This is a genomic window from Nocardia brasiliensis IFM 10847, assembly GCF_000710915.1.
GTDB classification, from domain to species: domain Bacteria; phylum Actinomycetota; class Actinomycetes; order Mycobacteriales; family Mycobacteriaceae; genus Nocardia; species Nocardia brasiliensis_A.
The window spans coordinates 1-23634 of record NZ_BAUA01000031.1 but is presented as its reverse complement, the minus strand read 5'-3'; the positions used below and the strand labels follow the sequence as shown (position 1 = coordinate 23634).

Below are 23634 nucleotides of genomic sequence, written 5' to 3'. Positions count from 1 at the left end.
AGTGGCGCGCGATCGACCACGAAATGATGTGCGGCCGCTTCGGTTTCGAGCCGGTCCGCGGCGGCGACCGCGGCCCGCACGGGGAGCGCGGACAGGTCTGCGTAGCGCCACGGCATCCGTAGCGTCCGGGGAATGGCCTGCACGGGCCGGTCCAGTGCGGCGTAGTGGAATGCGGCACCGAGATTGGGGTGCCGAGCGAGTACGGCGTCGAAGGCCGTCGCCAGCCGCTGTTCGTCGAGCGGCCCGGTCAGATCGATCCGCGCGGTCAGGGTGTACACGTCGGCCGCGCCGTCGCGGATCGCGTGGAACAGCAAGCCCTCTTGCAACGGCGAGAGCGGCAGCAGCGCGGCCAGCGGCCCGTGCAGGGCTTCCAGTTCGTCGATCCCGTCCTGTGTGGCCGGGACCTCGGGGCAGTCCGACGGCGTCAATCCACCGTCGAACAGCATCGCGTGGGCGGCGAACGCCTCCAGCGCGAGTTCCCAATGTTCTTGCAGGGCGGTCACCGACGCCGCGCCGAGCACCTCCCCCGCCGCCGTCCACTCCACGGCGAGCCGGGGCGCGCCCTGCTCGTGCACGAACGCGTTGAGCGCCAGCACCTCCGACAGGGCCTTACCCGCGGGCTCGCACACCGCGAACGGATCTTCTTCCGGCAATTGCCAATCGGTACCGGGCGACGCGGCGAACCGGCCGAGGTAGTTGAGCAGCAGCTCGGGTGCGGGTGTGCGCGCGAGATCGGGCGCGGTCCGCGGATCCAGGTGGCGCAGCACGCCGTAACCGACGCCGCCACCGGGCACGGCGCGCTTGGCCTCCTTCACCGCGCGCAGCAGTCGGCCCGCCGCCGCACCACCGGCGAGGGCCTCGGCCAGTCCCGCGGCGGTGTCGATGCCGTCTGCGGGCACCCAGACCGGATACTCACTGGTGAACCAGCCCACGGTGCCCGCGAAATCGGTATCCGCCGCCAATGGGTCGCGTCCGTGTCCCTCCACGGTGACCGGCCGGCCCGCCGCCAAAGCCTCGCCGCGGCTGTGCCGCCACGAGTTCACCGCGAGCAGCAGGGCGGCGAGCAGGACGTCGTCGGCACCGGCCCGGTACGCCGCGGGCAGCGTGGTGAGCACGGCCTCGGTGAGTGCCGGGCCAGCGAGCGTTCTGGTGCGCACCGCGCTTCGCGCGTGATCACGGCGCGGATCGAGGGCACGTTCGCCCAGCGGGGTCGTTGTCACACGGCCGAGCGCCGCCCGCCAGTGTTCGGCTTCCGCGGCGTAGGTTCCGGCCGCACCGGCCTCGGCCAGCATCGTGGCGTAACGCCGCCACGAACTACCCTTGGACACCAACTGCAAAGGCCGCCCCTCGCGCGCGGCCCGGCACGCGGCATGCAGTTCGGGCAGCAGCACCCGCCAGGAAACACCGTCGACGGCAAGGTGATTGGCCACCAGGATCAGCCGATCCGGGGTGCCCGCCGGGGTCCGGGCCAGCGCGACGCGCAGGCAGCGGCCGTCGCGCGGACTCAGCTGATCGGCGAGATCCTGCGCCAGGGACGGTATCCGGGAAACGTCCTCGACCGTCGGCTCGCTGAGAATATCCGCGGCCTGGACGGAGCCCGGCGCACCGATGGTGAGCGTCGCCGGGGTCGTCCCCGTGTTCAGCACCACCCGCAGCGCATCGTGGCGGTCCAGCATGGCCTGCACACCGGTTCGGAGATCCGCGAAATCCAGCGTCTCGTGCAGGGCGAGCACGGTCCACTGGGCGTAGCCGGCGATCGCCGTCTCGTCCGGGTTCGCGGCGAGCAGCGCGCGCACGATCGGCGGCAGCGGGACCGCGCCGGTCGGCTCGTCGGCGGTCGCCGCGCTCGGCTCCTCGGCGAGCCGGTCGGCCGCCGCGGCGATGCTGCCCAGATCACCTTGGGCCAGAATCGCTTTCGGCTGGACGAGCAGGCCGTGCGCGCGCAGACGGCTGCTGACGCTGATCGCGGTGATGCTGTCGCCGCCGAGCCCGAAGAACTCGTCGTCGACGCTCACCGCGGGCCGGCCGAGCACCTCGGCGACCACGGCGCACACGGCGCGCTCGCGCTCGGTGCGCGGCGCGCGACCGCGCGAAACCAGTTGCGGCGCGGGCAGGGCCGCGCGATCCAGCTTGCCGTTCACGGTGGTCGGCAAGGTGTCCAACACCACGAGCACGGACGGAACCAGATGGTCGGGAACGGTTTTCGCGAGCCGGTGCCGCAATTCGTCGACCCCGTCGAGTCGCTGTCCCGACGCGGGCACGAGATAGCCGATCAGCTGAGCCAGGCCCGCGGTGCTCCGGATCACCGCCGCCGCGGCGGCCACTCCGGGCAGCGCGCCGAGGATCGCCTCGACCTCGCCCAACTCGACCCGGTGGCCGCGGATCTTCACCTGGTTGTCGCCGCGGCCCAGGAATTCGTAGCCGTGGCCGACGCGCCACCGAGCCCGGTCGCCGGTGCGGTACATCCGCGCGCCGGGCGCGCCGAACGGGTCGGCGACGAACCGCTCGGCCGTGACGACCTGGCGGCCGAGGTAACCGCGCGCCAATTGCGGCCCGGCGAGGTACAACTCGCCGATTTCCCCGTGCGGGACGGGCTGCAATGCGCTGTCGAGCAAATAGGTGCTCGTCCCGGCCAGCGGGCCACCCACGTGCGGCACGGACCCGGACACCGGCGCACTCAGCGCGTCGACGGTGGCCTCGGTGGGGCCGTACATGTTTCGCGCGGCCACGCCCGAGGCGACGATGGTTTCCCACAGCGCGGGCGGGGCCGCTTCGCCACCGAAGAGCAACAGCTGCGGGCGATGTCGCGCGCCGAGCATGCCGTTGTCGATCAACGCGGCGGCCATCGACGGTGTGGTGTCGACCACGTCGATCCGGTCGGCGGCGAACGCGGCCACCTGCGCGGCGGCGTCGCGCTGCAATTCGGCGTCGTAGAGGTGCACCCGATGCCCGCACAGCAGCCACAGCAGTTGATCGAGCGCGGCGTCGAACGCGAAGGACGCGGTGTGCGCGGTATGTAACTGCCTGCCGCCCACCCGATCCGCCGCCTCGGCGTAGATGGTCGAGCGGTGGTGGTGCAGCAGATGCGCCGCGCCGCCGGAGCGGACCAGGACGCCCTTGGGACGCCCGGTGGAGCCGGAGGTGTAGACCACATAGGCCAGATGTTCGGGGCGGCGCGGCGCGGCCAGCTCCGCCGCCGCCAGCGGGCCGTCCGGCGCACTGTCGATCAGCGCCCGAACGGCACTGTCCGACAAGCGGATCGGAGTCGGCCGGGCATCGCCTGCCAGCACCTCGGCCAAGGCGTCCACGGCGAGCACCTGCACGGGGCGGGCGTCGTCGACGATATCGCGCAGCCGCTCGGTCGGGTGCTCGGGATCGAGTACCAGATGCGCCGCACCCGCATGCTGCACGGCGAGCATCGCCACCACGATCTCGGCGGTTCTGGGTAGCGCGAGGCCGACGATGTCGTCGGGACCGACACCCTTGCCGCGCAGGAAACGCGCCAGCTGATGCACCCGTCTGCCGAGATCCGCTGCGCTGAGCCGGGTTTCACCCGCGACCAGCACGATGCGCGTCGGATACGCGGCGACCATCCGATCGAAGGCCGTGGACAGATCTTCCGGCGTACCGGGCAGCGCCGTGCTCGCCCGCTCGGCGAGAATCCGTGCCGCGTCCGCGGGCGGATAGGGCGCGACCCGCCCGATCGCCCGGTCCTGTCCGTCGGTGAGCTCACCGATCATGCGGACCAGTCCCGCCATCCGCCGCTGCACTGTCCGCGCGTCGACCGAGCGGGCGTCGACCTCGAAGCCGAGCTGGATCCGTCCGCCGGACAGCGGAGTGACGGTGAGCCCGAGATCCTCGGGCGGACCGCCGGCCACATTCCGTAGCGTGCCGACCGCGCCGGCGAAATCGAGGGCGACGTCGAAAGCTTTGAGATTGATGCCTATACCGTGCAGCAGCGCGCCGGTCTGCGCGGCGCCGAACTCGCGGGCCAGGTTCTCGCCGCGGTAGCGCTGGTGCGCCCGCAGTCCGCGCAGGGCGTCGGCGACCCGCCTGCTCAGCGCGCCGATCCCGTCGTGGCCCGAGACCGCGAGCCGCAGCGGCAGCACGTTGACCGCCATGGACGGTGTGGTCAGCGCGGTGCGGCCGACGCGAGCCATCACCGGCAACGCGATCACCACGTCGGTCTCGCCGAGCAGCCGGTGCACGAATCCCGCGTAGCAGCCGACCAGTACGTCCGCCCAGGTGGTGCCGGTCGACTCGGCCACCGCACCGACGCGGGCCATGAACTCGGCGTCGAGCACGGCGCGCGCCTGATGCGTGTGCTCCGCCGGTCCGTCCGGTTGGCTGCCGCGCCCGTCCAGCGACGGCAGCGGGGTGAGCAGATCGCGCCAGTACGCGCGATCCTGTTCGAACTCCGGCCCGGCCTGGTATGCCGCGTCCTCGGCGACCAACGTCGCCATCGAACCCCAGCGCACCGCAGCGACGGCGGTGCCGCGCACCAGCGCGGTGTAGTGGGCGGCCACCCGGCGCGAAACCAGTGCCGCGCTGTACCCGTCGATGATCAGGTGGTGGTAGAGCTGGATACACCACACCTCGTTGTCCGACAGGCGCAGCAAGGTGTAGTTGAACAGCTGCCGGTCGACCATGCCCCGGCACGCCCGCGCGGCCCGCACCCGCTCCGCCTCGACCACGCGATGCGCGGCGGCGGTCGGATCCGCCTCGCCGCGCAGGTCCACGGTCGGGCGCAGCTGTGCCGCGGCATCGGTGATCCGCTGCCGCGGCCCGTCCGCACCGTCGCTGAAACGCAAACGCATGGTGTCGGATTCGGCGATCGTGCGGCGGATCGCGGTGTCCAGCAGGTCCAGCTCGATGGGTTCGGGCCCGGCGATCTCGAGCACCTCGCCGACCAGATAACCGAGGGTGTCGGGATCGAGGCGTTGGGCGTTCCAGATCCCGAGTTGCGCTCCGGTCAAAGCGAATTCATCGTGCCCGTGCACCGCCGGAAGATCCGTCACAACCCATTCCTCAATCTCGAGCCACACACGTTCAACGCCTGCCGTCGCACGACACCGGGGCAGCAGGCGGGTAATGCCGAAACCAACAGCCGCCGTTATTCGGCGTCGGCCTCGTGGTCCTCGTCGAAGTCCGCGTGCCCGCGCTTCCAGTAGGCCGTGACATCGGAGTCACCGGGCTTGGCGCGCAACACTTCTCGTACCCAGCGGCGCAGCGGCCGGACCACGCCCGCCTCGGCGGCGATCCAGGCGTAGATCCGTTCGCCTTCCGGCAGCGCGACGCCGCGCACCGCGCGCTCGAGCAGGTCCGAGCACCCCGGCGCGACGTCGCCCCGGTGCAGCCAGCGCACCTCGACGCCCGCGGGCGCGCTCAGCTCGATCTGTTCCGACTCGTCGATCACCTCGATGAACGCCCAGCCCGCGGCGTCGGCGGGCAGCGCCTCCAGCCAGCGCGCGATCGCGGGCAGCGCGGTGATATCGCCGGCCAACAGGTACCGGTCGTAGGTGAACGGCACCACCAGTCCGCCGGGCGGGCCGGCGATGTACACCCGCGTCCCGGGTGTTGCCGCCGCGGCCCACTCCGCCGCGTGGCCCCCCGGATGCAGCGCGAAATCGATATCGAGTTCACCGGCCGCCGCGTCATAGCGCCGCACCGTGTACTCGCGCGAGATCGGCAGCGGACGCGGCCATTTCAAGGCGAGATCGACCTGCTCGGGCAGCCGCAGCGCGCCGTCGGGATCCGGATAGATCAACCGGACGTGCTCGGTGGGGGCGTGACTTTCGAACCCGGCGAGTTCGGGGCCACCGAAGGTCAGCCGGCGCAGCCCGGAACCGATCATCCGGGTGTCGAGCACGGTCACTTCGCGCAGGCCGATCGGGTACGGCACCTTGGCGCCGCCCGCCTCGCCGTCGAGCACTTCGGCGATCCGTTCGAGATGAGCCGCCCGGTTCATGCGAGCACGCCGATTTTCGTCATTTGTGTGACATCCCTTGCGTTCCATGGAGATCCATCGGCCGATCAGGCCGACGTGCACCACCTCCGGCGCAAAGTCTGAGGTTAGCCTAACTTAATATACCGAGCAACATCACCGGTCGGAATCAGTGCCACGTCACTGCCCTACCGAGTGCGCTGCGGCGGGTTCTTCAGCAGCTGATCGACCACCAGCCGGCCGAGCGTGTAGCCGTTGTCCAGCGACAGCCGGAACCCGGCGGAATGCTGCTGGATGTGGTCCATGACACTCTGACCGGGATAGGGCTGATCGAAGTTGCTCACGGTGCGCAGAGACAGGTACCGATCGAGCTTGCCGTGCCGCTGCAGCACCGCCGCGGTCGCGTTGTCCTCCATCTGCGTCGTGCAGTAGACGCCGCGCCCCTCGGTGCGCACGCCCATGATGTAGCGCGCGGTATCGGAGAGCTGCTTGCCGGAATACCAGTCGTCGCCGGTCATGGTGTCGCACTTGACCACCGCGGGCTTGCGCCCCTCCTGACCGGGGAACTGCGCCCGCTCGGCGGCCGCCTCGGGGCTGTCGGCCAGCGGGGCGTGCTCGGTCAGCCGGAACGCCGTCTCCACCAGCGACTCGTTCAGCTGGAAAGCGGCGGTGTCGTAGTTCTCGACCGGCCGGTATCCGTAGGGCAGCTCCGGCGCCTCCGCGGGCACGAGATGATTGCCGAGATCGAAGTCGACCACCCAGCGCGCCCAGGCCGCGCCGCCGAGAGTCCCCTGATCCGGCGGGGTGCCCGCGGTGCCGACGGTGAGGAAGTAGGCGTCGTCGAAATCGAGCTGCGGACTGTCCAGCAGCGCCATCATGGTGGACGCCGCATTGGTCTTGCCCTGGCCGGTCTGCGCGACACACAGGCCCTCGGCGTTGCAGTGCACCGGCTTGTACGCCGTGGGCAGGTTCACCGTGATCGGCAGCGATTCACGTTGCAACCACGGCTCGGTCTCCGGGTCGAACATGGTGATCACCAGCACCCCGACCTCGACCGGTTTCGCCTCGTCGGCGCCACCGCACCCGACACTCAGCGCGGCGACGGCGAACACGGTGCAGGCGACTACCCAGCGACGTAGCGGCATCGGATGATCCTATGTTATGCCGGGGCGTGGTCGGGGCGGCCACCGTGAGCTGCGCGGATCCGAACCGGGCCGACCGCTGAGCCGAGCGGCCCGCCCATGTAGGTTGGACGGCAGGTTCTCTTGCGGCACAAGCGAACCACCGGGCCCCGCCGACCTGCGGTTACGGTGCGCCCGCGGATTCGACGAGCAAGCCAGACGCTCGGGTGCCGACAGTCGGTGGAGCGCGGCCGGGCCGCGCCGAGTGAAAGGCCAGACAGCATGACGTCATCGGCGGGATCGAACGCACGCGCCCACATCGGGGTCACCGGCCTCGCGGTGATGGGAAGCAATATCGCGCGCAACTTCGCCCGTCACGGACACACCGTGGCACTGCACAACCGCAGCATCGCCAAGACCGACGCGCTGCTCGCGGCGCACGGCGACGAGGGCGATTTCGTGCGCACCGAGACGATCGAGGAGTTCGTCGGCGCGCTGCAGAAGCCGCGTCGCGTGCTGATCATGGTCAAGGCCGGCGACCCCACCGACGCGGTGATCGAGGAACTCGCCGCCGCGATGGACGAGGGCGACATCATCATCGACGGCGGCAACGCGCTGTTCACCGACACCATCCGCCGGGAGAAGTCGCTGCGCGAGCGCGGCCTGCACTTCGTCGGCGCGGGCATCTCCGGCGGCGAAGAAGGCGCGCTGAACGGTCCGGCCATCATGCCCGGCGGCCCGAAGGAGTCCTACGAGACGCTCGGCCCGCTGCTGGAATCGATCGCCGCGCAGGTCGACGGGACGCCGTGCTGCACCCACATCGGGCCGGACGGCTCGGGGCACTTCGTGAAGATGGTGCACAACGGCATCGAGTACGCCGACATGCAGCTCATCGGCGAGGCCTACCATCTGCTGCGCGATGCGCTCGGCTTCGACGCCAAGCAGATCGCCGACGTCTTCACCGGCTGGAACCGGGGTGAGCTGGAGAGCTACCTGGTCGAGATCACCGCCGAGGTGCTGAACCAGACCGACGCCAAGACCGGCACCCCGCTCGTCGACGTCATCCTCGACGCCGCCGAACAGAAGGGCACCGGCCGCTGGACCGTCAAGGCGGCGCTCGACCTCGGCGTGCCGGTGACCGGTATCGCCGAAGCCGTGTTCGCCCGCGCCCTGTCCGGCGCCACCGCGCAGCGCGCAGCGGCCGGTGGCCTCGCCTCCGGACAGCTGGCCGCCAAGCCCACCGATGCCGAGCAGTTCACCGCCGATATCGAGCGCGCGCTCTACGCGTCGAAGGTGGTGGCTTACGCCCAGGGCTTCGACCAGATCGCCGCCGCCAGCGTCGAATACGACTGGAATCTGCGACCCGGTGATCTCGCGACCATCTGGCGCGGCGGCTGCATCATCCGCGCCCGCTTCCTGAACCGGATCAAGGACGCGTACGACACCAACCCGCAGCTGCCCAGCCTCATTCTCGATCCGTTCTTCCAGGCGGCCATCGAGAACGCCATCGACAGCTGGCGCCGAGTGGTGGCCGCCGCAGTGCAACTCGGCATCCCCGTTCCGGCCTTCGCCTCCTCGCTCGCCTACTACGACGGCCTGCGCGCCGAGCGCCTGCCCGCCGCCCTCACCCAGGCACAGCGGGACTACTTCGGCGCCCACACCTACGAGCGCATCGATATGCCCGGCAAGTACCACACCCTGTGGAGCGGCGACCGCAGCGAGATCGCAGCCGACTGATCCGCCGCGCACACCCCGGCCCCGGCGCCGGGGTGTGCGCCTGGTGGACCAGGGGTGGCAGCGCCGAATCCCGGGTCCGGGTACGGGTTTTCCCTGATGCGCGGAGCCGTACGGGACTTCTAGTGTCCGAATCATGCGTCAGTTGGCTCTTGTCATGGCATTCGTCGCGCTGGTCGCCGCCGGATGCGCGAAATCCGCCTCGGAAGCAGCGCCGGACGGTGCGGCGCGGGTGCAGGCGGATCTCGACGAGCTGGTGCGATCGGGCATCACCGGCGCCATCGCGACCACCACCGTGGCCGGGCACACCACGACGCTGTCTGCGGGCGTCGCGAATCAAGTTACGGGCGAACCGATTCCGACCGATCACCCGCAGCGGGTACGGGTGGGCAGTGTCGGCAAGAGTTTCATCGCGACGATCGTGCTGCAATTGGTCGGCGAGGGTCGCATTCGCTTGGACGAGCCGATCGACACCTACCTGCCCGGCTTGCTGACCGGCGACGGCGTCGACGGGCGCGCGATCACCGTGCGCCAGATCCTGCAGCACCGCAGTGGATTACCGGAGTTCAGCGACGACGCGGAGGTCGACGAGGTCGCGGCCGCCACAGCGCGCCGGGTGTTCACGCCCGACGAGGAGATCCGGCTCGCCCTGCGCCGGCCCGCCCAATTCGCGCCCGGAGCCCGGCAGAAATACACCAATACGAACTACGTCGTGCTCACCGAACTCATTCGCACCAGCACCGGCAATCCCTATGCCGCCGAACTGGAACGGCGCATCATCGCCCCGCTCGGCCTCGCCGACACCTACCTGCCGCCGGCCGGCGAACACGACATCCGGGGTCCGCACCCCCACGGATACGCGATCATCGACGGCGCGCGCACCGATGTCACGCGGATCGAACCCTCGGTGCCCGGCGCCGCAGGCGGTCTCGTATCCACCGGCGCGGACCTCAACCGCTTCTTCACCGCCCTGATCGCCGGCGAACTGCTCCGCCGCCCGGAAATGGACGCGATGCTGGCGAGCCTGCCGATGAGCGAGCCCTACCCCCTCGACTACGGACTCGGCCTCATGACCACCGACCTACCCTGCGGCACAAAATTCCTCGGCCACACCGGTGGCATCACCGGCTACATCACCTTGTCCGGCGCCACCCCCCAAGGCCGAGCCGCAACCATCACCATCACCGAATCCGCCGACATCGAATCCCGCGCCGATACTTTGCTGGCCCACGCGCTGTGCCCGTGAATAACTCCCGCAGCACCCTCATTGCGCCCACCGCAACTGCCTTAACCCCGTCCTGCAGAACAGAATTCGAGTTGAATTCCGGAAGCCGTACCTGAAGGATGGGAACCGTGTGCGGATCGGCTCATGCGTCGGCCCCACTACTCCAACCGGGGGATTCCATTGCTAGAGAGAGCATTTCAACGTGTTTAACTCCAACAGAGCCGTCGCCACCACGATGGCGACGCTCGGTGCGCTGGCTGCGACGATCGCGCTCGCCGCGCCCCAGGCCGGGGCGGCAGTCACGAATATGCATGTCGAGCAGGGGCAGAGTTTCGGCAGCTCGGACGCCCTTGGCACCGGCTGCTCGTACGAAGTCACCATCACCACCGAACCGGGTATGACGATCGGCATGCTCGATCAGATCGGCGACGACCCGCGCACCGCGGACCACAAGCAGTTCCGACCGGGCAAGATCGTCGCGGACGCGTCCGGCACGGCGCGCACCACGTGGATCCCCGACCGGAAGGGACCGCACAAGCTCGTAGCCCTCGAACTCTCCGACGGCGACGACTACGAGGCCTACGTCCGCCGCGGCCAAATCAACGTCGGCACCGGCATCAACCTGGGCCCCGCCTGCGCCGTACTCCCCTGATCGTCTCGCACACCCAACCGCGTCATCCCGCGCGCCTTTCGTCATCTCGCGCAACTTTCGCCACCCCGCGCGCGTGTCGTTCGACGGACACGCGCGCGGGACAATGGAACCTGCGCGGCGCGGGCTGCGGCTAGTGGGCGACGTATTCGATTGTGCAGTCGCCGTTGGTGTAGTTCTGGGCTTCGCCGTGATTGAAGACGCTCAGGGTCAGGGCGATTCGGCCTGGTTTGGTGTCTACCGCGGGGATCGAGTGGACGTTGCCGGGGCCCTGTAGTCGGGCCGAGGTGTCGCCGCCGCCGTTGCGGCCGGTGTGGAGATTCGCCCACACCACCCGGAACTGCTGGTCGTATCCGATATCGGAGTTGGCGTCGGTGTGCAGCGTGAGATCGAAGGTGCCGTCGTCAGCGTACCCACCACTGCTCGATTACGCTGGCAAACGATTCTTGACACCTTCGCTGCCAACGTTTTTCGACTGACCAATATTCAATACCGGTGCAGCACAGCAATTCTGAAGTATCCACCGGAAATGCCAGTACCGAGCACCCCCGGCAGCCGAGGTGAAATTCGCCCGGTCCACAATATCCGGCCCCATTTTCCCCGGCGATGCGGGGAAAATGCCCGCGCTGTGATCCCGGACACGCCCGGCCCGGCGAAATTGCCCAGAGCTTGCGCTTTCCCGCAACGCCGGTCGCCCGCCCGTAGCGACATCGACCGTCCTGGCGTGCCCAACGCGAACTTCCCGGCCGCGGACGGCAGTATGTCGGCCATGCGCGTACTCATCCAGCTTCGCCCGTCCGTCGATGTGATTACCGCAGTGGCCGATCGCGCCGTTCCGGTCGCCACGGCCGATGTCGCCGGGCATCTGTCCGGCATCACGCTCGATCAGTCCTACGCCCCGGTCGCGGTGCCGAAACCGGTACCCGCCGCGGCCGCCATCGAGCGACTGAGCTACTCGCTGGACCCGGTGGACGCATCGGTGGTGGTGCGCGGGGAGATCGCCGACGACGACCTCGCCCGCGGCGTCGCCCAGCTGTCCGAATCCCGGAGCGTCACCGGGGTATTCGCCGATCCGGTGATCCAGACCAGTCTGACCTGCGGCGACACGCCCGCGGTCGGGAACTGGCACGACGTCGAAACATTGGTGCGGCGTGGCGATTTGGGTGCGGCCGGACTGGACGGCAAAGGTGTGGCACTGGCCATCGTCGATACCGGGATCAACGCCGCGCACGTTCAGCAGGCCCGTGGCGCAGCCGTGCACATCGATAAGGAGCGCAGCTGGAATCCCCCTGGCGTCAACGGAACCGCGGGCGAGTTCCCGGTGGCGCACGGCAGCATGTGCGCCTTCGACGCGCTCATCGCCGCACCGCAGGCCACCCTGCTCGACATCCCGGTGCTGCAGAGCACCCGGCGGGGCGGCAGCACCATGGACGGACTGCTCTCCGACGCGCTGGCCGCCTACGCGCACCTGCGCACCGTGCTGACCGATCAGCCCGGCGCGTCTCGCGCGCTGGTGATCAGCAACAGCTGGGGCTCCTTCTCGCCGAGCTGGGACTTCCCGGTCGGGCGGCCGGGCAACTACTCCGACAATCCGTCGCACCCGTTCAACGTGATCGTCGGGTCGCTGGAGGCCGCGGGCGCCGATATCGTCTTCGCCGCAGGCAATTGCGGCCGCGACTGCCCCGACGGCCGCTGCGCCTACAAGGACCGCCCGATCGGCGGCGCGAACTCCCATCCCGGCGTGCTGTCCATCGCGGGTGTCGACACCAAGAACCAGCGCGTGGGCTACTCCTCGCAGGGGCCCGGCCGCTTGACCGATCGCAAGCCCGACATCTGCTCCTACACCCACTTCCTCGGGTCGAAGGCTTTCGGTGCGACCGAGCCCGATACCGGCACTTCGGCCGCCTGCCCGGTGGCGGCCGGCCTGGTCGCCGCCGTGCGCACGCAGTGGTCCGCCACCGCGCTCCCGCCGACCCAACTGCGAACATTGTTGCAGCGCACCGCGACCGCGCAGGCCGGTGGCTACAATTACGACTACGGATACGGCATCGCCGACACGGCCGCACTGCTCGCGGAACTGAACAAATCGGCCTCCCGCGCGTAACGTGGGGGCCATGCCGTTGCTCACGATCCGGCTTCCCGCGAACGCGACCCTGGCCGTCGCACTGCGCGAACTGAAGCTCACGGTCGACGAAGTCGATACCGCGTACGGCCTCATCCCCGTCGATCCCGCGCAGGGGCTCTACGCCCTGCGCGTGACCGACTCGGCGGCCGCGCGGCTGAACACCGACCAGGTCGAGATCTTCGCCGACCCCCGCATCGAGGCGATGGACGAACCGAAACCGCCAGTCTGAGTAGCTGATTCTGCCCACGCCTGGCGGTGGTGTGCCCGCCCGCCCCCCTTTCGCGCACTACCGGACCCTGCCCGAGATCGGGCGTCAGCTTGCCGCAGGCCGAATCAGGCGTGCCGCCTGCGTGATCGAGCGATTGCGCATGAGTTGCCATCACGTAGCCGATCGGCCGCTACCGATCTGCCGACCGCGCACTGGACCGGTAGCCGATGAATTTCCCGGCCTCCCAAGCTGATTCAGCGCCTTTCTGGTACGACGCACGTCACGTGACAAGCATCCACGCGACGTATCGAAAGCACCTCATTCCGTACTGGAACCCGACATCGGCCCACGCTGGAACCCTCCGGTCTAAGATCCGAACCATGGGTACGCGAGCGGTGCACTTCGTCGGCAGTTTTCCGGCAGAGAGCACAGCTACCGCGATGCAAGCCATGCTCGACACTTCCGGTCCCCTGCTACGAACGCTGCCCACCGGTGAGACGCGACGCTACGAGTTCTACGTCAAACCGATAATCGAAGACCTGGTCGCGCAGGGCGCCTTGGAATCGAAGAAGGCGGGCGAGTGGAATACCAGCCGGCAGCGCCCGATTTACCGGCCCGCGCGCGGCAGACGACTCACCGCCGACCTGATGGACCTGGGCTACCTGCACGAGGCCGAGGAGGCTCTGCCGGTTTTCCTGGCGGCGCGCGAGCGGCACGGGCTGCCCGGACTCACCCTGCAGATCGGCATGCCCACCGACTTCACACTCGCCTTCATCGCCATGGGTCTCAGCGGCCTGCTGCGGCATCGTAAGGCGTTCACCGAGGCCGCGCTCCGCGATATCGCCGCGATCCAGCAGCTCACCGGCGGTGACGTGGTCATCCAACTGGAAGCGACCGCGGAACTGGTGCTGCTCGCTCAGGCGCAGCCACTGCACCGGCTGGTGAACCGGATGGTGGGCTCGAGCAAGCGGATCGCCGCATTCGCCGCCGCCGCGCCCGCGGGTACCCGTTTCGGCGTACACATGTGCGTGGGCAGCCTGCACAACAAGTCCCGGGCCACCCTGCGCGACGCGCGCCCGATCGTCTACTTCGCCAATTGCCTTGCCCGGCAGTGGCCTTCGGACCGCCCGCTGGAATTCATCCACGCGCCGTTCGCGGCCGGGGACAAGCCGCCCTCGACCGAGAGCACGTTCTACGCGCCACTGTCGGGCTTGAAGCTGCGCGAGGGCACCCGCTTCTACGCGGGGCTGGTGCACGACATTCCCACCGAGGCAGCGCAATTCCAGACGTTGCGGCAGATCGAGCACGCCCTCGGCCGACCGGTCGACGGGGTCGCCACCGCGTGCGGCCTGGGCCGGCGCGCCCGCCCCATCGCCGACACGCTGATGGCACGGGCAGCCAGGCTCGCCGAACGGGCGTGACTCGCGCCCGGCGCGCCGATAACGGCTACGCCGAGTATCTGTACGGAACCACGCCGCGGTTCCAGTCGAAAATTCGGCCCTGACGGCCGGATTATGACGCTTTGCCGTGCGCGGGGCGGGCTGCTCGAACGCTACGCTCGGGATCGAGCAAGCCGAGACCCACCGGGAGGAAACCTTGTCGGCGATGGAACGAGCGCCTGGACTCAATCCCGCAGTGCCGAGTTCCGCGCGCATCTATGACTACATGCTGGGCGGTAAGGACAACTACGAGGTCGACCGCCAGGTCGCCCATCGTATGCTCGCCATCGCCCCGGACACCAAGACCCTGGCCTGGTTCATTCGCCAATTCCTGGTCCGCGCAGTCGAATCGGCCGCCGACGCGGGCATCAAACAGTTCATCGACCTCGGCGCCGGCATCCCCACGTCGCCGAACGTGCACGAAGTCGCCCGGGCGATAGAGCCTTCGGCCCGAGTCGTCTATATCGATAACGACCCCGTCGTGCGCGCACACTGCGACGCACTGCTGGCCAACTCGCCCGGCTTATCGGTCATGCAGGCCGACATTCGGCGCCCGCACGAGATCATCGACCGGCTGCGGGCCGAGTCGCGCATCGACTTCGATGAACCGATCGCCGTGCTGATGATCGGCGTGCTGCACTACGTGATGGACGAGGAGAAGCCCGCCGATATCCTCGCCGCGTTCCGCGATGCCATGGCGCCGGGCAGCTACCTGGCCATCACGCACGGGTCCAGCGAGACCAACCCGGACTTCATCAGCCAATCCCAGTCCGACACCGAAAACACTCCTTCCCAGGTGCGTTACCGGTCGGCGGCGGAGATCGAGGCCCTCATGACGGGCTTCGAGTTGATCCCGCCCGGCGTCGCACCCGCGCAGCAGTTCCTCCGCACGGATCTGCCCGCGACCCGGCTGGTGATCTACGGCGGTCTCGGCCGCAAGTCAGCCGGCTGACCGTTTACGCCGCGACGCCTCGGCCGGTGCCGGCTCGGGTGGCAGCCGGAAACCGACGCGGGCACCCGGGCCCGGCTCGGCGAACACCGTGCCGTGATGCGCGGTCACGATGTCGTCGACGATCGCGAGACCCAGGCCGGAACCCGGCGTGCCCTGGGTGTTCGCGGCGCGATAGAACCGGTCGAAGACAGCGGTGATATCGGCGGGCGCGATACCGGGCCCGTGATCGCGCACCGTCAATTCCGTGCCCTCGACGTGCACTTCGATCGGCGTATCCGCCGGGCTGAACTTGATCGCGTTTCCCAGCAGATTGTCGATACACCGCTCCAGCGCGCGCAACCGGCCGAGCACCGGCTGTGTCCCCGTCGCGGTGACCGTGATGGTCCGCCCGCTGCGGTGCCGGAAACGCTGCGCGCAATCCTCGGCCAACGTCGCCAGCTCCAGCGTGGTGACGTCCTCCGCAGTGCGCTGATCGGTAGCCAGCTCGACCAGTTCGGCGACAAGCGCGTCCAGCGCGACGGACTCCTGGACCAATGTGTGCAGCACCTTGGTTTCGTCCTCGGGAGCCAGCCGGCCCCGGGCGCGGTGCAGCAGTTCGGCGCTGCCGCGAATGGAGGTCAGCGGGGTCCGCAACTCGTGGCTGGCGTCTTGCACGAGCCGGTGCTGCTGCTCGCGCGAACGGCGCAGCGCGGCCAGCATTGTCGCGAAACTGCCGGTGAGCCTGCCGATTTCGTCGCGACCGGTGGGCGGCAGCGGCACCGAGAGATCCTGGGTCGAGCTGATGTGCTCGGTCGCGGCGAGCAATCGGCGCACCGGCCGCAGGATGCGACCGATCACCAGCCAGCTGAGCAGCGCCGACACCGCCACTGCGAGCGCGGTGATACCGCCTGTGCGCCAAAGGAATTCCTGGTCGATCTGATCCGGCTTCTCGTACCGCTGGGCCACCATCACGGCGCCGCCGCCCGGCCGCGCCTTGGTGAGGATGCCGTACGGCTTGCCGTCCAGATCGATGTTGTATTCGGCTGTGCCGCTTCCGGTTCTGGCGACCGCCCGATCGGCATCGGCGACCGGCAGCACTATCCGGTCCGCGACGAGCGGGTGCGCGATGCCGTCCGCGCTCAGCAGTTGCTCGATGGTGTCGGGCCGTTCGGGCAAAACCGCGGGCAGCACCGCGATGACCGCGTCGGCCCGATCGTTGAGGCTGTGCGCGAACTGCGCGCTGATCAAGCCCACGACCCCGCGATAGGACGTCGCGAGCGTGACGATGATGGCGGCCACCACCGCGACCACGACGACCAGGGTGATCCGCGCCCGCAGCATCACGCGGGCCGCACGGAGTAGCCGACATTGCGCACGGTGTGGATCAGCCGTGGTTCGCCGTTCTCTTCGGTCTTGCGGCGCAGATACCCGATGTAGACATCGAGTGAGCGGGACTCGGTATCGAAGTCGAAACCCCAGATGTGCTCGTAGATCCGGCTGCGGCTCAACACGATCCGCGCGTTGCGCAGCAGCAGCTCCAGCACGTCGAACTCGGTCTTGGTGAGTTCGATCGGGCGCTCGCCGCGATGCACCTGCCTGGTCGCGGTGTTCAGGGTCAGGTCGTCGACCGCCAGCACGGTGTCGTCGTCCTCGTCGAAGGTGCTGCGGCGCAGCAGCGCTCGCAACCGGGCGAGCAGTTCGTCGGTGGCGAACGGCTTGGGCAGGTAGTCGTCGGCGCCCGCGTCCAGACCGGCCACCCGGTCGCCGATCTGCTGCCGGGCGGTGAGCACCAGGATCGGTAGCCGATCACCACGCCGGCGCAGCAGCCGGCACAGCGACAGGCCGTCGAGGCGCGGCATCTCCACATCGACCACCGCCAGGTCCGGCCGCTGCTGCGCCAGCAGTTCCAGGGCTTGCTGCCCGTCCGCGGCCAGGTACACCTGATAGCCCTCGAAGCGCAGCAGCTGGTCCAGCGTGCTGCGCACATGCGGATCGTCCTCCGCGACGAGGACCGACGCGGCGGGCACTGACGAGCTAGTGGTGTTCACTCCGTCATTGTTGCTGGTGAGTAGCGATGCCGCAGTGGTCAGGCCGTGCACTTCGTGACCACCGTCACGCCGCGCTCGCCGCGGGTCCGTCAGACCCCCCACCAGTACCTTCGCGCGGCGCCCGGATTCTTACCTGTTTCTTGCGCGGCCCTCGCAATGCGCTGACATCCGCCGCACAGGATCTGTCCCATACCGCAACCGAATGCGGGAAGCGTTCCGACAAAGGGGATTTCGACGATGCGCAAGAGTATGCGGGCAGTCGCGAGTGTGCTGGCGGCCCTGGCCGCGGCGACCATGATCACGGCGTGCGCCGACGGCGCCGCCCCACCCGGACCCGACTGGTGCCCGACCGTGCCGGGCCATCAGGTCGAGTGCGGGGTGCAGTCCCGGCCGCTGATCGCGGACCAGCCCGAATCAGGCACTGTCGCAGTCAGTTACGCGCTCATCCGGCGCAGCAAGCTGGACGCGCCGGCGGTGGGCACCATCGCACCGAATCCCGGTGGACCCGGTGTGCCGCTGATCGCGCACGCCGAACAGGCGGCCCAGCTCTCCGCGCTGATGCTCGAAGACCACGATCTGCTGCTCGTCGATCCGCGCGGCACCGGACTGTCCAGCCCGTTGGACTGCGGCGCGGACGAGGCGGGCTACCAGCTCGGCACCCGTGACCAGCAGCAGCAGATGGTGGCCCGGTGCGGCGAACAGCTCGGCTCGCGCGCCGCCGGCTACACCTCGGCGGCCACCGCGGACGATTTCGACGCCGTGCGAGCCCGGCTCGGTATTCCGAAACTGGTGCTCTACGGCATCTCCTACGGCACCTACCTGATGCCGATCTACGCCGAGCGCCACCCCGGCAGCGTGCAGTCCATGGTGTTGACCGGCGCCTACCCGCCCGACTTCGATCTGCTCTCCCGACCCAACGCCGAGGCGTTGTCGCTTGCGCTGCAACGGATCTGCGAGCGCAGCCGCGCGTGTGACGGTGCGACCGCCGTAGCCGATCTGGCCGCCGTGACGCAACGCCTGGCCGCGCGCCCGCTGACGATCGACGGCCCCACCCCGTGGCAACTCGACGAAAGCAAGCTGGCCACTCTGGCTTTCGAGGTGGGCACCAGCAATCTGGGTGCGAATCCGACGGAGCTGACCCCGCTCGGCACGTTGCCCGCCGCGCTGCACGCTGCTGTGCAGGGTGACGATACGCCGTTGCGGCAGTTCGCCGCTCGTGCCGGCGGCGAGCCGACCACGGAGAACATCGACCTGTTCCTCACCGTCGCGTGCAACGACTACCCGACGCTCTGGTCGCGGCAGGCGTCGCTGCCCGAGCGCGATCAGCAGTACCGGCACAGCGTGGCGGCGGCGGGCAGCACCGGCGCCTTCAGCGCGGCCGGCTTCAGCGGGGGTATGCGCGACGGCGGCAACGCCTGCCTGCGCTGGCCCGCGGTCACCGAGGCGCACGCCGCCCCGCCTCGGGGCACGCTGCCCGACGTTCCGGTGCTGGTGCTCTCCGGTGACCTGGACGCCATCACGCCGGACGCGAACGGGCAGCGGGTCGCGGCGATGTTCCCGCGCGCGACGTTCCTCTCCGTCCCCAACACCGGCCACATCCCGGACCTGGAGCCCAGCGGCTGCGTCGTCGGCATCGTCGACCACTTCGTCCGCACCGGCACCACCGGCTCGACCGACTGTGTGGCGACGGTGCCGCCGATCCAGGTCACCCCGGTTCCGCACTGATCCGCAATCAGGCCACCGACCGGTGGGCGACGCGCAGGCCGCGTCGCCCACCGCCATCCGCGTCTCCAGGATCCGCTGCCGGTCGGCGAAGCGCCGCAGCAGCGGCCCCGCGAGGCGGCTCTGGAAGGCACGCATCAGCAACATTTTCGCCGGATATCGTCGGGACCGGCCGGGATCGAGCGGTGCGGAGGGAGGTGCCGCGGCCGGCCTCTCGGGCAGTGCCATGACCCGGTTCCTCTCTATCGGCAGTGCTCCTACTCCGGCAGCGTGCCGAGCAGCTGCTCGAAGTTGTCCGAGGCGATCAACGCGAGGCTGCTCTCGGTGCGCCGGGTGGTGATCGCGAGCGAGAGATGCCCTTCGTACCAGCGGTAGATCGATTGGCTGACCGGCCAGGGTTGTTCCGCGAAACCGTTGACGGCGAGCTGGGCCAGCACGGCCCCGGCCCGCAGCACCTCGAGATCGTTGATCGGATAGGCGTACATGTGCTGTTTGGCGGGCAGGATCACCAGCGCGCCGGCCGACCCGGTCACCGGATAATCGCCGAGCCAGCGGACATGCGCCGTGGCATACTCCGAGCCCGACAGCAGCGACAGCGGTAACCCTTCGGCGAGCGGATCGTCGAACTCGTGCACCGTGACCTCCAGCGGGCCGTCGGCGCGGACATTGCGTTCGGCCAGCGCGAACAGATCGTACTCACCGATCTGCCACTCCCGGCGCATCTCATGGGTGACCGGTGCGACGGTGTGCACGCGATCGAGGACGACGCGCTGCACCAGCCCGGGCGCGACCATCCGGCGCACCGCGTCCTCGGCACGCATCGTGCTGGGGTACAGCCGGGTTCGGATCGAGTCGCGCACCGCGGCGAAGCTGTCCACGCCGTCGTGTGCCGCGAGTTCGAGGGTGGCGATGCCGGTGGCGAGATGATCGGCGGCCAGTGCGAACCAGTTCGCTTGCGGCTCACCGGCGGCCACGCGGCGCAGGTTGGCCAGCGACGTCTCGAAGCGCCCGCGTCCGCCGTGCAACACGATGTGGTCGGCGGACACGATCCGGCAGGAAAACCCAAGCCGCCGCGCCGCTTCGACGAAGGCCTCCGACAGGAGATCGCGTTCCGGCATGAACAGCCCCCTCCACCAGCACAATCCGCGTTCCGCGCCGAGCCGATGCGCGGTTACCCATCGATTCTGTCAGTTTTCGCCGCCGTGGGCGCGATGGGCGGCCGTGCCCCAGTTCAGGAATACCGGCGAAAGGCCTGCCGGTCCGGTCAGCGGACCATCGGATGAGTATTGGCGCGGAACGGCATTCGCGAACGTTCGCGAACCATATGATCGCCACAGACTCGAGAGTGGAGATCGCCGCATGACCGCAGTCGCCGACGCCGGCACCACCGGGTACGCCCGTGTCATCGCCCCACCGGGCTGGAGTCGCTGGCTGGTACCGCCCGCGGCGTTGTCCATTCATCTGGCCATCGGGCAGGCGTACGCGTGGAGCGTGTTCAAGCCGCCGCTGGAAAAGGCAATGGATATCTCGGGCACCGGCAGCGCGCTGCCGTTCCAGATCGCCATCGTCATGCTCGGCCTGTCCGCGGCCTTCGGCGGCACCCTCGTCGAACGCCGCGGGCCGCGCTGGGCGATGACCGTCTCGCTGACGTGTTTCTGCTCCGGCCTGCTGATCTCGGCCCTCGGCGCGGCGACCGGCGCCTACTGGCTCATCGTGTTCGGCTACGGCTTCGTCGGCGGCATCGGGCTCGGCATCGGCTACATCTCGCCGGTGTCGACGCTGATCAAGTGGTTCCCCGACCGGCCGGGCATGGCTACGGGTTTCGCGATCATGGGCTTCGGCGGCGGCGCGTTGATCGCCTCCCCGTGGACCACCCAGCTGCTGTCCGGCTTCGGCAAGGACGACGCGGGGATCGCCGAAACCTTTCTGGTGATGGGCCTGACCTACGCCGTGTTCATGTCGGTGGGCGTACTGCTCGTCCGTGTTCCGCCGCCGGGCTGGCGTCCGGCGGGCTGGGCGCCGTCCAAAAAGGCCGGGCGGCTGGTCAGCGACAACGACGTCGAAGCAAACGTCGCCCTCCGCACGCCGCAGTTCTGGCTGCTGTGGATCGTGCTGTGCTGCAACGTGACCGCGGGGATCGGCATCTTGGAGAAGGCGGCGCCGATGGTGCTCGACTTCTTCGCGCAGACCTCGACGCCGATCACCGTCACCGCGGCAGCGGGTTTCGTCGCGGTGCTGTCCGCCGCCAATATGGCGGGACGGATCGGCTGGTCCTCGCTCTCGGACGTGATCGGCCGCAAGAACATGTACCGCGGCTATCTCGGCGTCGGCGCGCTGGCCTACGCCATGGTGTGGTCGGTCGGCCAGACGAGCAAGCCGCTGTTCATCCTGGGGGCCATGGTGATCCTGTCGTTCTACGGCGGCGGATTCGCCACTGTCCCCGCCTATCTGAAGGATCTGTTCGGCACCTATCAGGTGGGCGCCATCCACGGCAGGCTGCTCACCGCCTGGTCGGTGGCCGGCGTCGCCGGACCGCTGATCGTCAACGCCATCGCCGATTCCGGTGCCCGGCACGGCAAGACCGGCCCCGAACTGTACGGGACCTCGTTCGCGATCATGATCACGCTGCTCTGCGTGGGTTTCGCGGCCAATGAACTGATTCGCCCGGTGGCGGCGAAACACCATCGCACGGCCGAGTCGAGTGCCGTCGTCACGGAGAAGGACCCGGTATGACCGACACCGAAAGCACCGGATCGGCGCTGCCGCGGCGCATTCCGCTGCTGATCTGCGCCTGGCTGTGGGTGGCGATCCCGTTCGGCTACGGCGTGGATCGCCTGATCGTGAACCTGCTCAAGCTGTTTCACTGAGCACCGCCACTCGGACGTCCGGCAGCACACAGTTGATCATGATCGCGTCATGAAAAAGTCATCATGGCTTGATCCGATGGCGGTCGTCATGTCCGACTTCGAGACGAGGAACTGCCTTGCCGCTGACCAAGCCCACGAGGCTGAGCATCATCGCCGCACTCGCCACCACCTGTATGGCGATTCCATTCCAAGCCACGGCCGCCCCCGCGGCCACGCCGGACCTGCGCGTGCTGACCTACAACACCTTCCTGTTCAGCAAGAACCTGTACCCCAACTGGGGCCAGGACCATCGCGCCGCCGAGATCCCGAAAACCGATTTCTTCCACGGCAACGACGTCGTCGTGCTGCAGGAAGCATTCGACAACGGCGCCTCCGACGCGTTGAAATCCGCTGCGGCGGGTGAATATCCACATCAGACGCCGGTGGTCGGCCGGTCCAGGAACGGCTGGGACGCGACGGGCGGCAAGTACTCCGCCACCACACCGGAGGACGGCGGCGTCACCATCCTGAGCAAGTGGCCGATCCTGCGCAAGGAGCAGTTCGTCTTCGCCGACGCCTGCGGCGCCGACTGGTGGTCGAACAAAGGCTTCGCCTACGCGGTGCTCTCGGTGAACGGCAGCAAGGTGCACGTGATCGGCACGCACGCGCAGTCGACCGATCCCGGCTGCGGCGCAGGCGAAGCGGCCCGCGATCGTTCCCTGCAGTTCAAGGAGATCGACGCGTTTCTCAAAGGAAAGAACATCCCCGCGACCGAGCAGGTGCTGGTGGCGGGCGATATGAATGTCGATTCCCGCACCGCCGAGTACGGTTCGATGCTCGCCGATGCCGGATTGGAGCCTGCGACCTCGCGCACCGGTCATCAGTACTCCTTCGACACCGCGGAGAATTCGATCGCGCGCGACCGTTACCCGAACGACCCGCGCGAAGACCTGGACTACGTCCTGCACCGCAAGGGCCACGCCAAGCCGTCGTCGTGGCAGAACAACGTCATCAAGGAGTCGTGTCCGCCCTGGACGGTGACCAGTCAGGGTAAGGACTACACCTACACCAATCTGTCCGATCACTACCCGGTGGTCGCGGGCGCCTGACCCCGCACCGCCCGGGCCCGCGCACCACGGCACAGGCCCGGGCGGATCACCGCTTTGGTGAACGCTTTTCGGCGAGATCCGCTAGTTTGCTTGCTATGCGGTCACGTTGGGGTGCTCTACTCGCCATTGCCGTCTTGTCGTCGATCGGTCCGGTCGTCGGCGCTACCCCGGCCACGGCCGGCCCGCCCGTGGTGTCGTGCGCGTTCACGCCGACCGCGCCGGACAATCCGGCCGCCCGCCCCGTGGCGCCGCCACTGCCGGTCGCCCTCGGCGTCGGCACCATCGACGTCACGTTCCAGTACAACTACGGCCCGGTCACCATCCGGCTCAACCGGGCGGGCGCCGCGCCGTGCGCGGTGCAGAACATGACGAGCCTGGTGGCACAACGCTTCTACGACCAGAGTCAGTGCTGGCGGCTCACCGACAGCGCCCGCCTCGGCGTGCTGCAATGCGGCGATATCTTCGAAGTGGAGAAGGGCGGGCCCGGCTACCAGTTCCCGGACGAGGTCGACGGCACCGAAACCTATCCGCGC

19 protein-coding genes are annotated in these 23634 nt (G+C 68.9%); 12 read left to right on the top strand and 7 right to left on the bottom strand.

The features are described 5' to 3' along the window. The 3 genes from NBRGI_RS06335 to NBRGI_RS06325 all read right to left on the bottom strand — a co-directional run. Positions 1-5018, bottom strand: a 5018-nt coding sequence (locus tag NBRGI_RS06335) for a non-ribosomal peptide synthetase (RefSeq protein WP_148310708.1), incomplete at its 3' end; no start/stop codon positions are given. 95 nt (positions 5019-5113) lie between these two features. Further along, positions 5114-5968 (bottom strand): siderophore-interacting protein, encoded by an 855-nt coding sequence (locus tag NBRGI_RS06330; RefSeq protein ID WP_029893440.1) that lies wholly within the window; start codon positions 5966-5968, stop codon positions 5114-5116. 164 nt (positions 5969-6132) lie between these two features. After that, complete coding sequence (locus NBRGI_RS06325) at positions 6133-7089, bottom strand: purine-nucleoside phosphorylase (RefSeq protein ID WP_029893438.1); 957 nt, start codon at positions 7087-7089, stop codon at positions 6133-6135. A 258-nt stretch (positions 7090-7347) separates the two neighbouring features. On the opposite strand from NBRGI_RS06325, the gene gndA reads away from it, so the two are divergent. From gndA to NBRGI_RS06310, 3 genes are all read left to right on the top strand, one after another. Then, entirely contained in the window at positions 7348-8802 is a 1455-nt protein-coding gene (gene gndA / locus NBRGI_RS06320) for an NADP-dependent phosphogluconate dehydrogenase (RefSeq protein WP_029893436.1), read from the top strand. Positions 8803-8935: 133 nt separating this feature from the next. Then, positions 8936-10045, top strand: a complete 1110-nt coding sequence (locus NBRGI_RS06315) for a serine hydrolase domain-containing protein (RefSeq protein WP_029893434.1) — start codon at positions 8936-8938, stop codon at positions 10043-10045. A 181-nt stretch (positions 10046-10226) separates the two neighbouring features. Beyond that, complete coding sequence (locus NBRGI_RS06310; RefSeq protein ID WP_148310707.1) at positions 10227-10676, top strand: hypothetical protein; 450 nt, start codon at positions 10227-10229, stop codon at positions 10674-10676. Positions 10677-10806: 130 nt separating this feature from the next. Here the strand turns inward: NBRGI_RS06310 and NBRGI_RS06305 are convergent, their stop codons facing one another. After that, entirely contained in the window at positions 10807-11007 is a 201-nt protein-coding gene (locus NBRGI_RS06305) for a hypothetical protein (protein ID WP_029893429.1), read from the bottom strand. Positions 11008-11397: 390 nt separating this feature from the next. On the opposite strand from NBRGI_RS06305, the gene NBRGI_RS06300 reads away from it, so the two are divergent. The 4 genes from NBRGI_RS06300 to NBRGI_RS06285 all read left to right on the top strand — a co-directional run bounded on the left by NBRGI_RS06300 (position 11398) and on the right by NBRGI_RS06285 (position 15397). Further along, a complete protein-coding gene (locus tag NBRGI_RS06300; protein ID WP_081877941.1) occupies positions 11398-12777 on the top strand; it encodes a S8 family serine peptidase in 1380 nt (459 codons plus the stop codon). A 10-nt stretch (positions 12778-12787) separates the two neighbouring features. Continuing rightward, positions 12788-13027, top strand: a complete 240-nt coding sequence (locus NBRGI_RS06295) for a hypothetical protein (protein WP_029893425.1) — start codon at positions 12788-12790, stop codon at positions 13025-13027. Between the two features lie 359 nt (positions 13028-13386). Beyond that, complete coding sequence (locus NBRGI_RS06290; protein WP_029893423.1) at positions 13387-14427, top strand: hypothetical protein; 1041 nt, start codon at positions 13387-13389, stop codon at positions 14425-14427. Positions 14428-14611: 184 nt separating this feature from the next. After that, the gene (locus tag NBRGI_RS06285) at positions 14612-15397 is read left to right on the top strand and encodes an SAM-dependent methyltransferase (RefSeq protein WP_029893421.1); all 786 of its coding nucleotides are present in this window, start codon (positions 14612-14614) and stop codon (positions 15395-15397) included. Here NBRGI_RS06285 and NBRGI_RS06280 read toward each other — a convergent pair. Both NBRGI_RS06280 and NBRGI_RS06275 read right to left on the bottom strand, forming a co-directional pair. Next, entirely contained in the window at positions 15386-16717 is a 1332-nt protein-coding gene (locus NBRGI_RS06280) for a HAMP domain-containing sensor histidine kinase (RefSeq protein ID WP_148310706.1), read from the bottom strand. The two genes, NBRGI_RS06285 and NBRGI_RS06280, sit on opposite strands and share 12 nt — an antisense overlap. Beyond that, entirely contained in the window at positions 16717-17424 is a 708-nt protein-coding gene (locus NBRGI_RS06275) for a response regulator transcription factor (protein ID WP_162836654.1), read from the bottom strand. Before NBRGI_RS06275 ends, NBRGI_RS06280 begins: the two co-directional genes overlap by 1 nt. 237 nt (positions 17425-17661) lie before the next feature. Between NBRGI_RS06275 and NBRGI_RS06270 the strand changes: the two genes are divergently transcribed. After that, positions 17662-19149, top strand: coding sequence for an alpha/beta fold hydrolase (locus NBRGI_RS06270; RefSeq protein ID WP_029893416.1), 1488 nt, complete (start codon positions 17662-17664; stop codon positions 19147-19149). 254 nt (positions 19150-19403) lie between these two features. On the opposite strand, the gene NBRGI_RS06265 is transcribed toward NBRGI_RS06270, so the two are convergent. Next, on the bottom strand, positions 19404-20264 hold the full coding sequence (locus NBRGI_RS06265; RefSeq protein ID WP_029893414.1) for a hypothetical protein: 861 nt from the start codon (positions 20262-20264) through the stop codon (positions 19404-19406). A gap of 241 nt (positions 20265-20505) precedes the next feature. On the opposite strand from NBRGI_RS06265, the gene NBRGI_RS06260 reads away from it, so the two are divergent. From NBRGI_RS06260 to NBRGI_RS43475, 4 genes are all read left to right on the top strand, one after another. Further along, positions 20506-21879, top strand: a complete 1374-nt coding sequence (locus tag NBRGI_RS06260) for an L-lactate MFS transporter (protein ID WP_051727533.1) — start codon at positions 20506-20508, stop codon at positions 21877-21879. Next, entirely contained in the window at positions 21876-22013 is a 138-nt protein-coding gene (locus NBRGI_RS48490) for an MFS transporter small subunit (protein WP_162836653.1), read from the top strand. The genes NBRGI_RS06260 and NBRGI_RS48490 overlap by 4 nt, the downstream gene beginning before the upstream one ends. A gap of 116 nt (positions 22014-22129) precedes the next feature. Further along, positions 22130-23101 carry a sphingomyelin phosphodiesterase gene (gene sph / locus NBRGI_RS06250; RefSeq protein WP_029893409.1) on the top strand — a complete coding sequence of 324 codons (972 nt, stop codon included), beginning with the start codon at positions 22130-22132 and terminating at the stop codon, positions 23099-23101. A gap of 95 nt (positions 23102-23196) precedes the next feature. Beyond that, positions 23197-23634 (top strand): peptidylprolyl isomerase (locus tag NBRGI_RS43475; protein WP_036557665.1); only part of this gene is annotated, 438 nt, incomplete at its 3' end.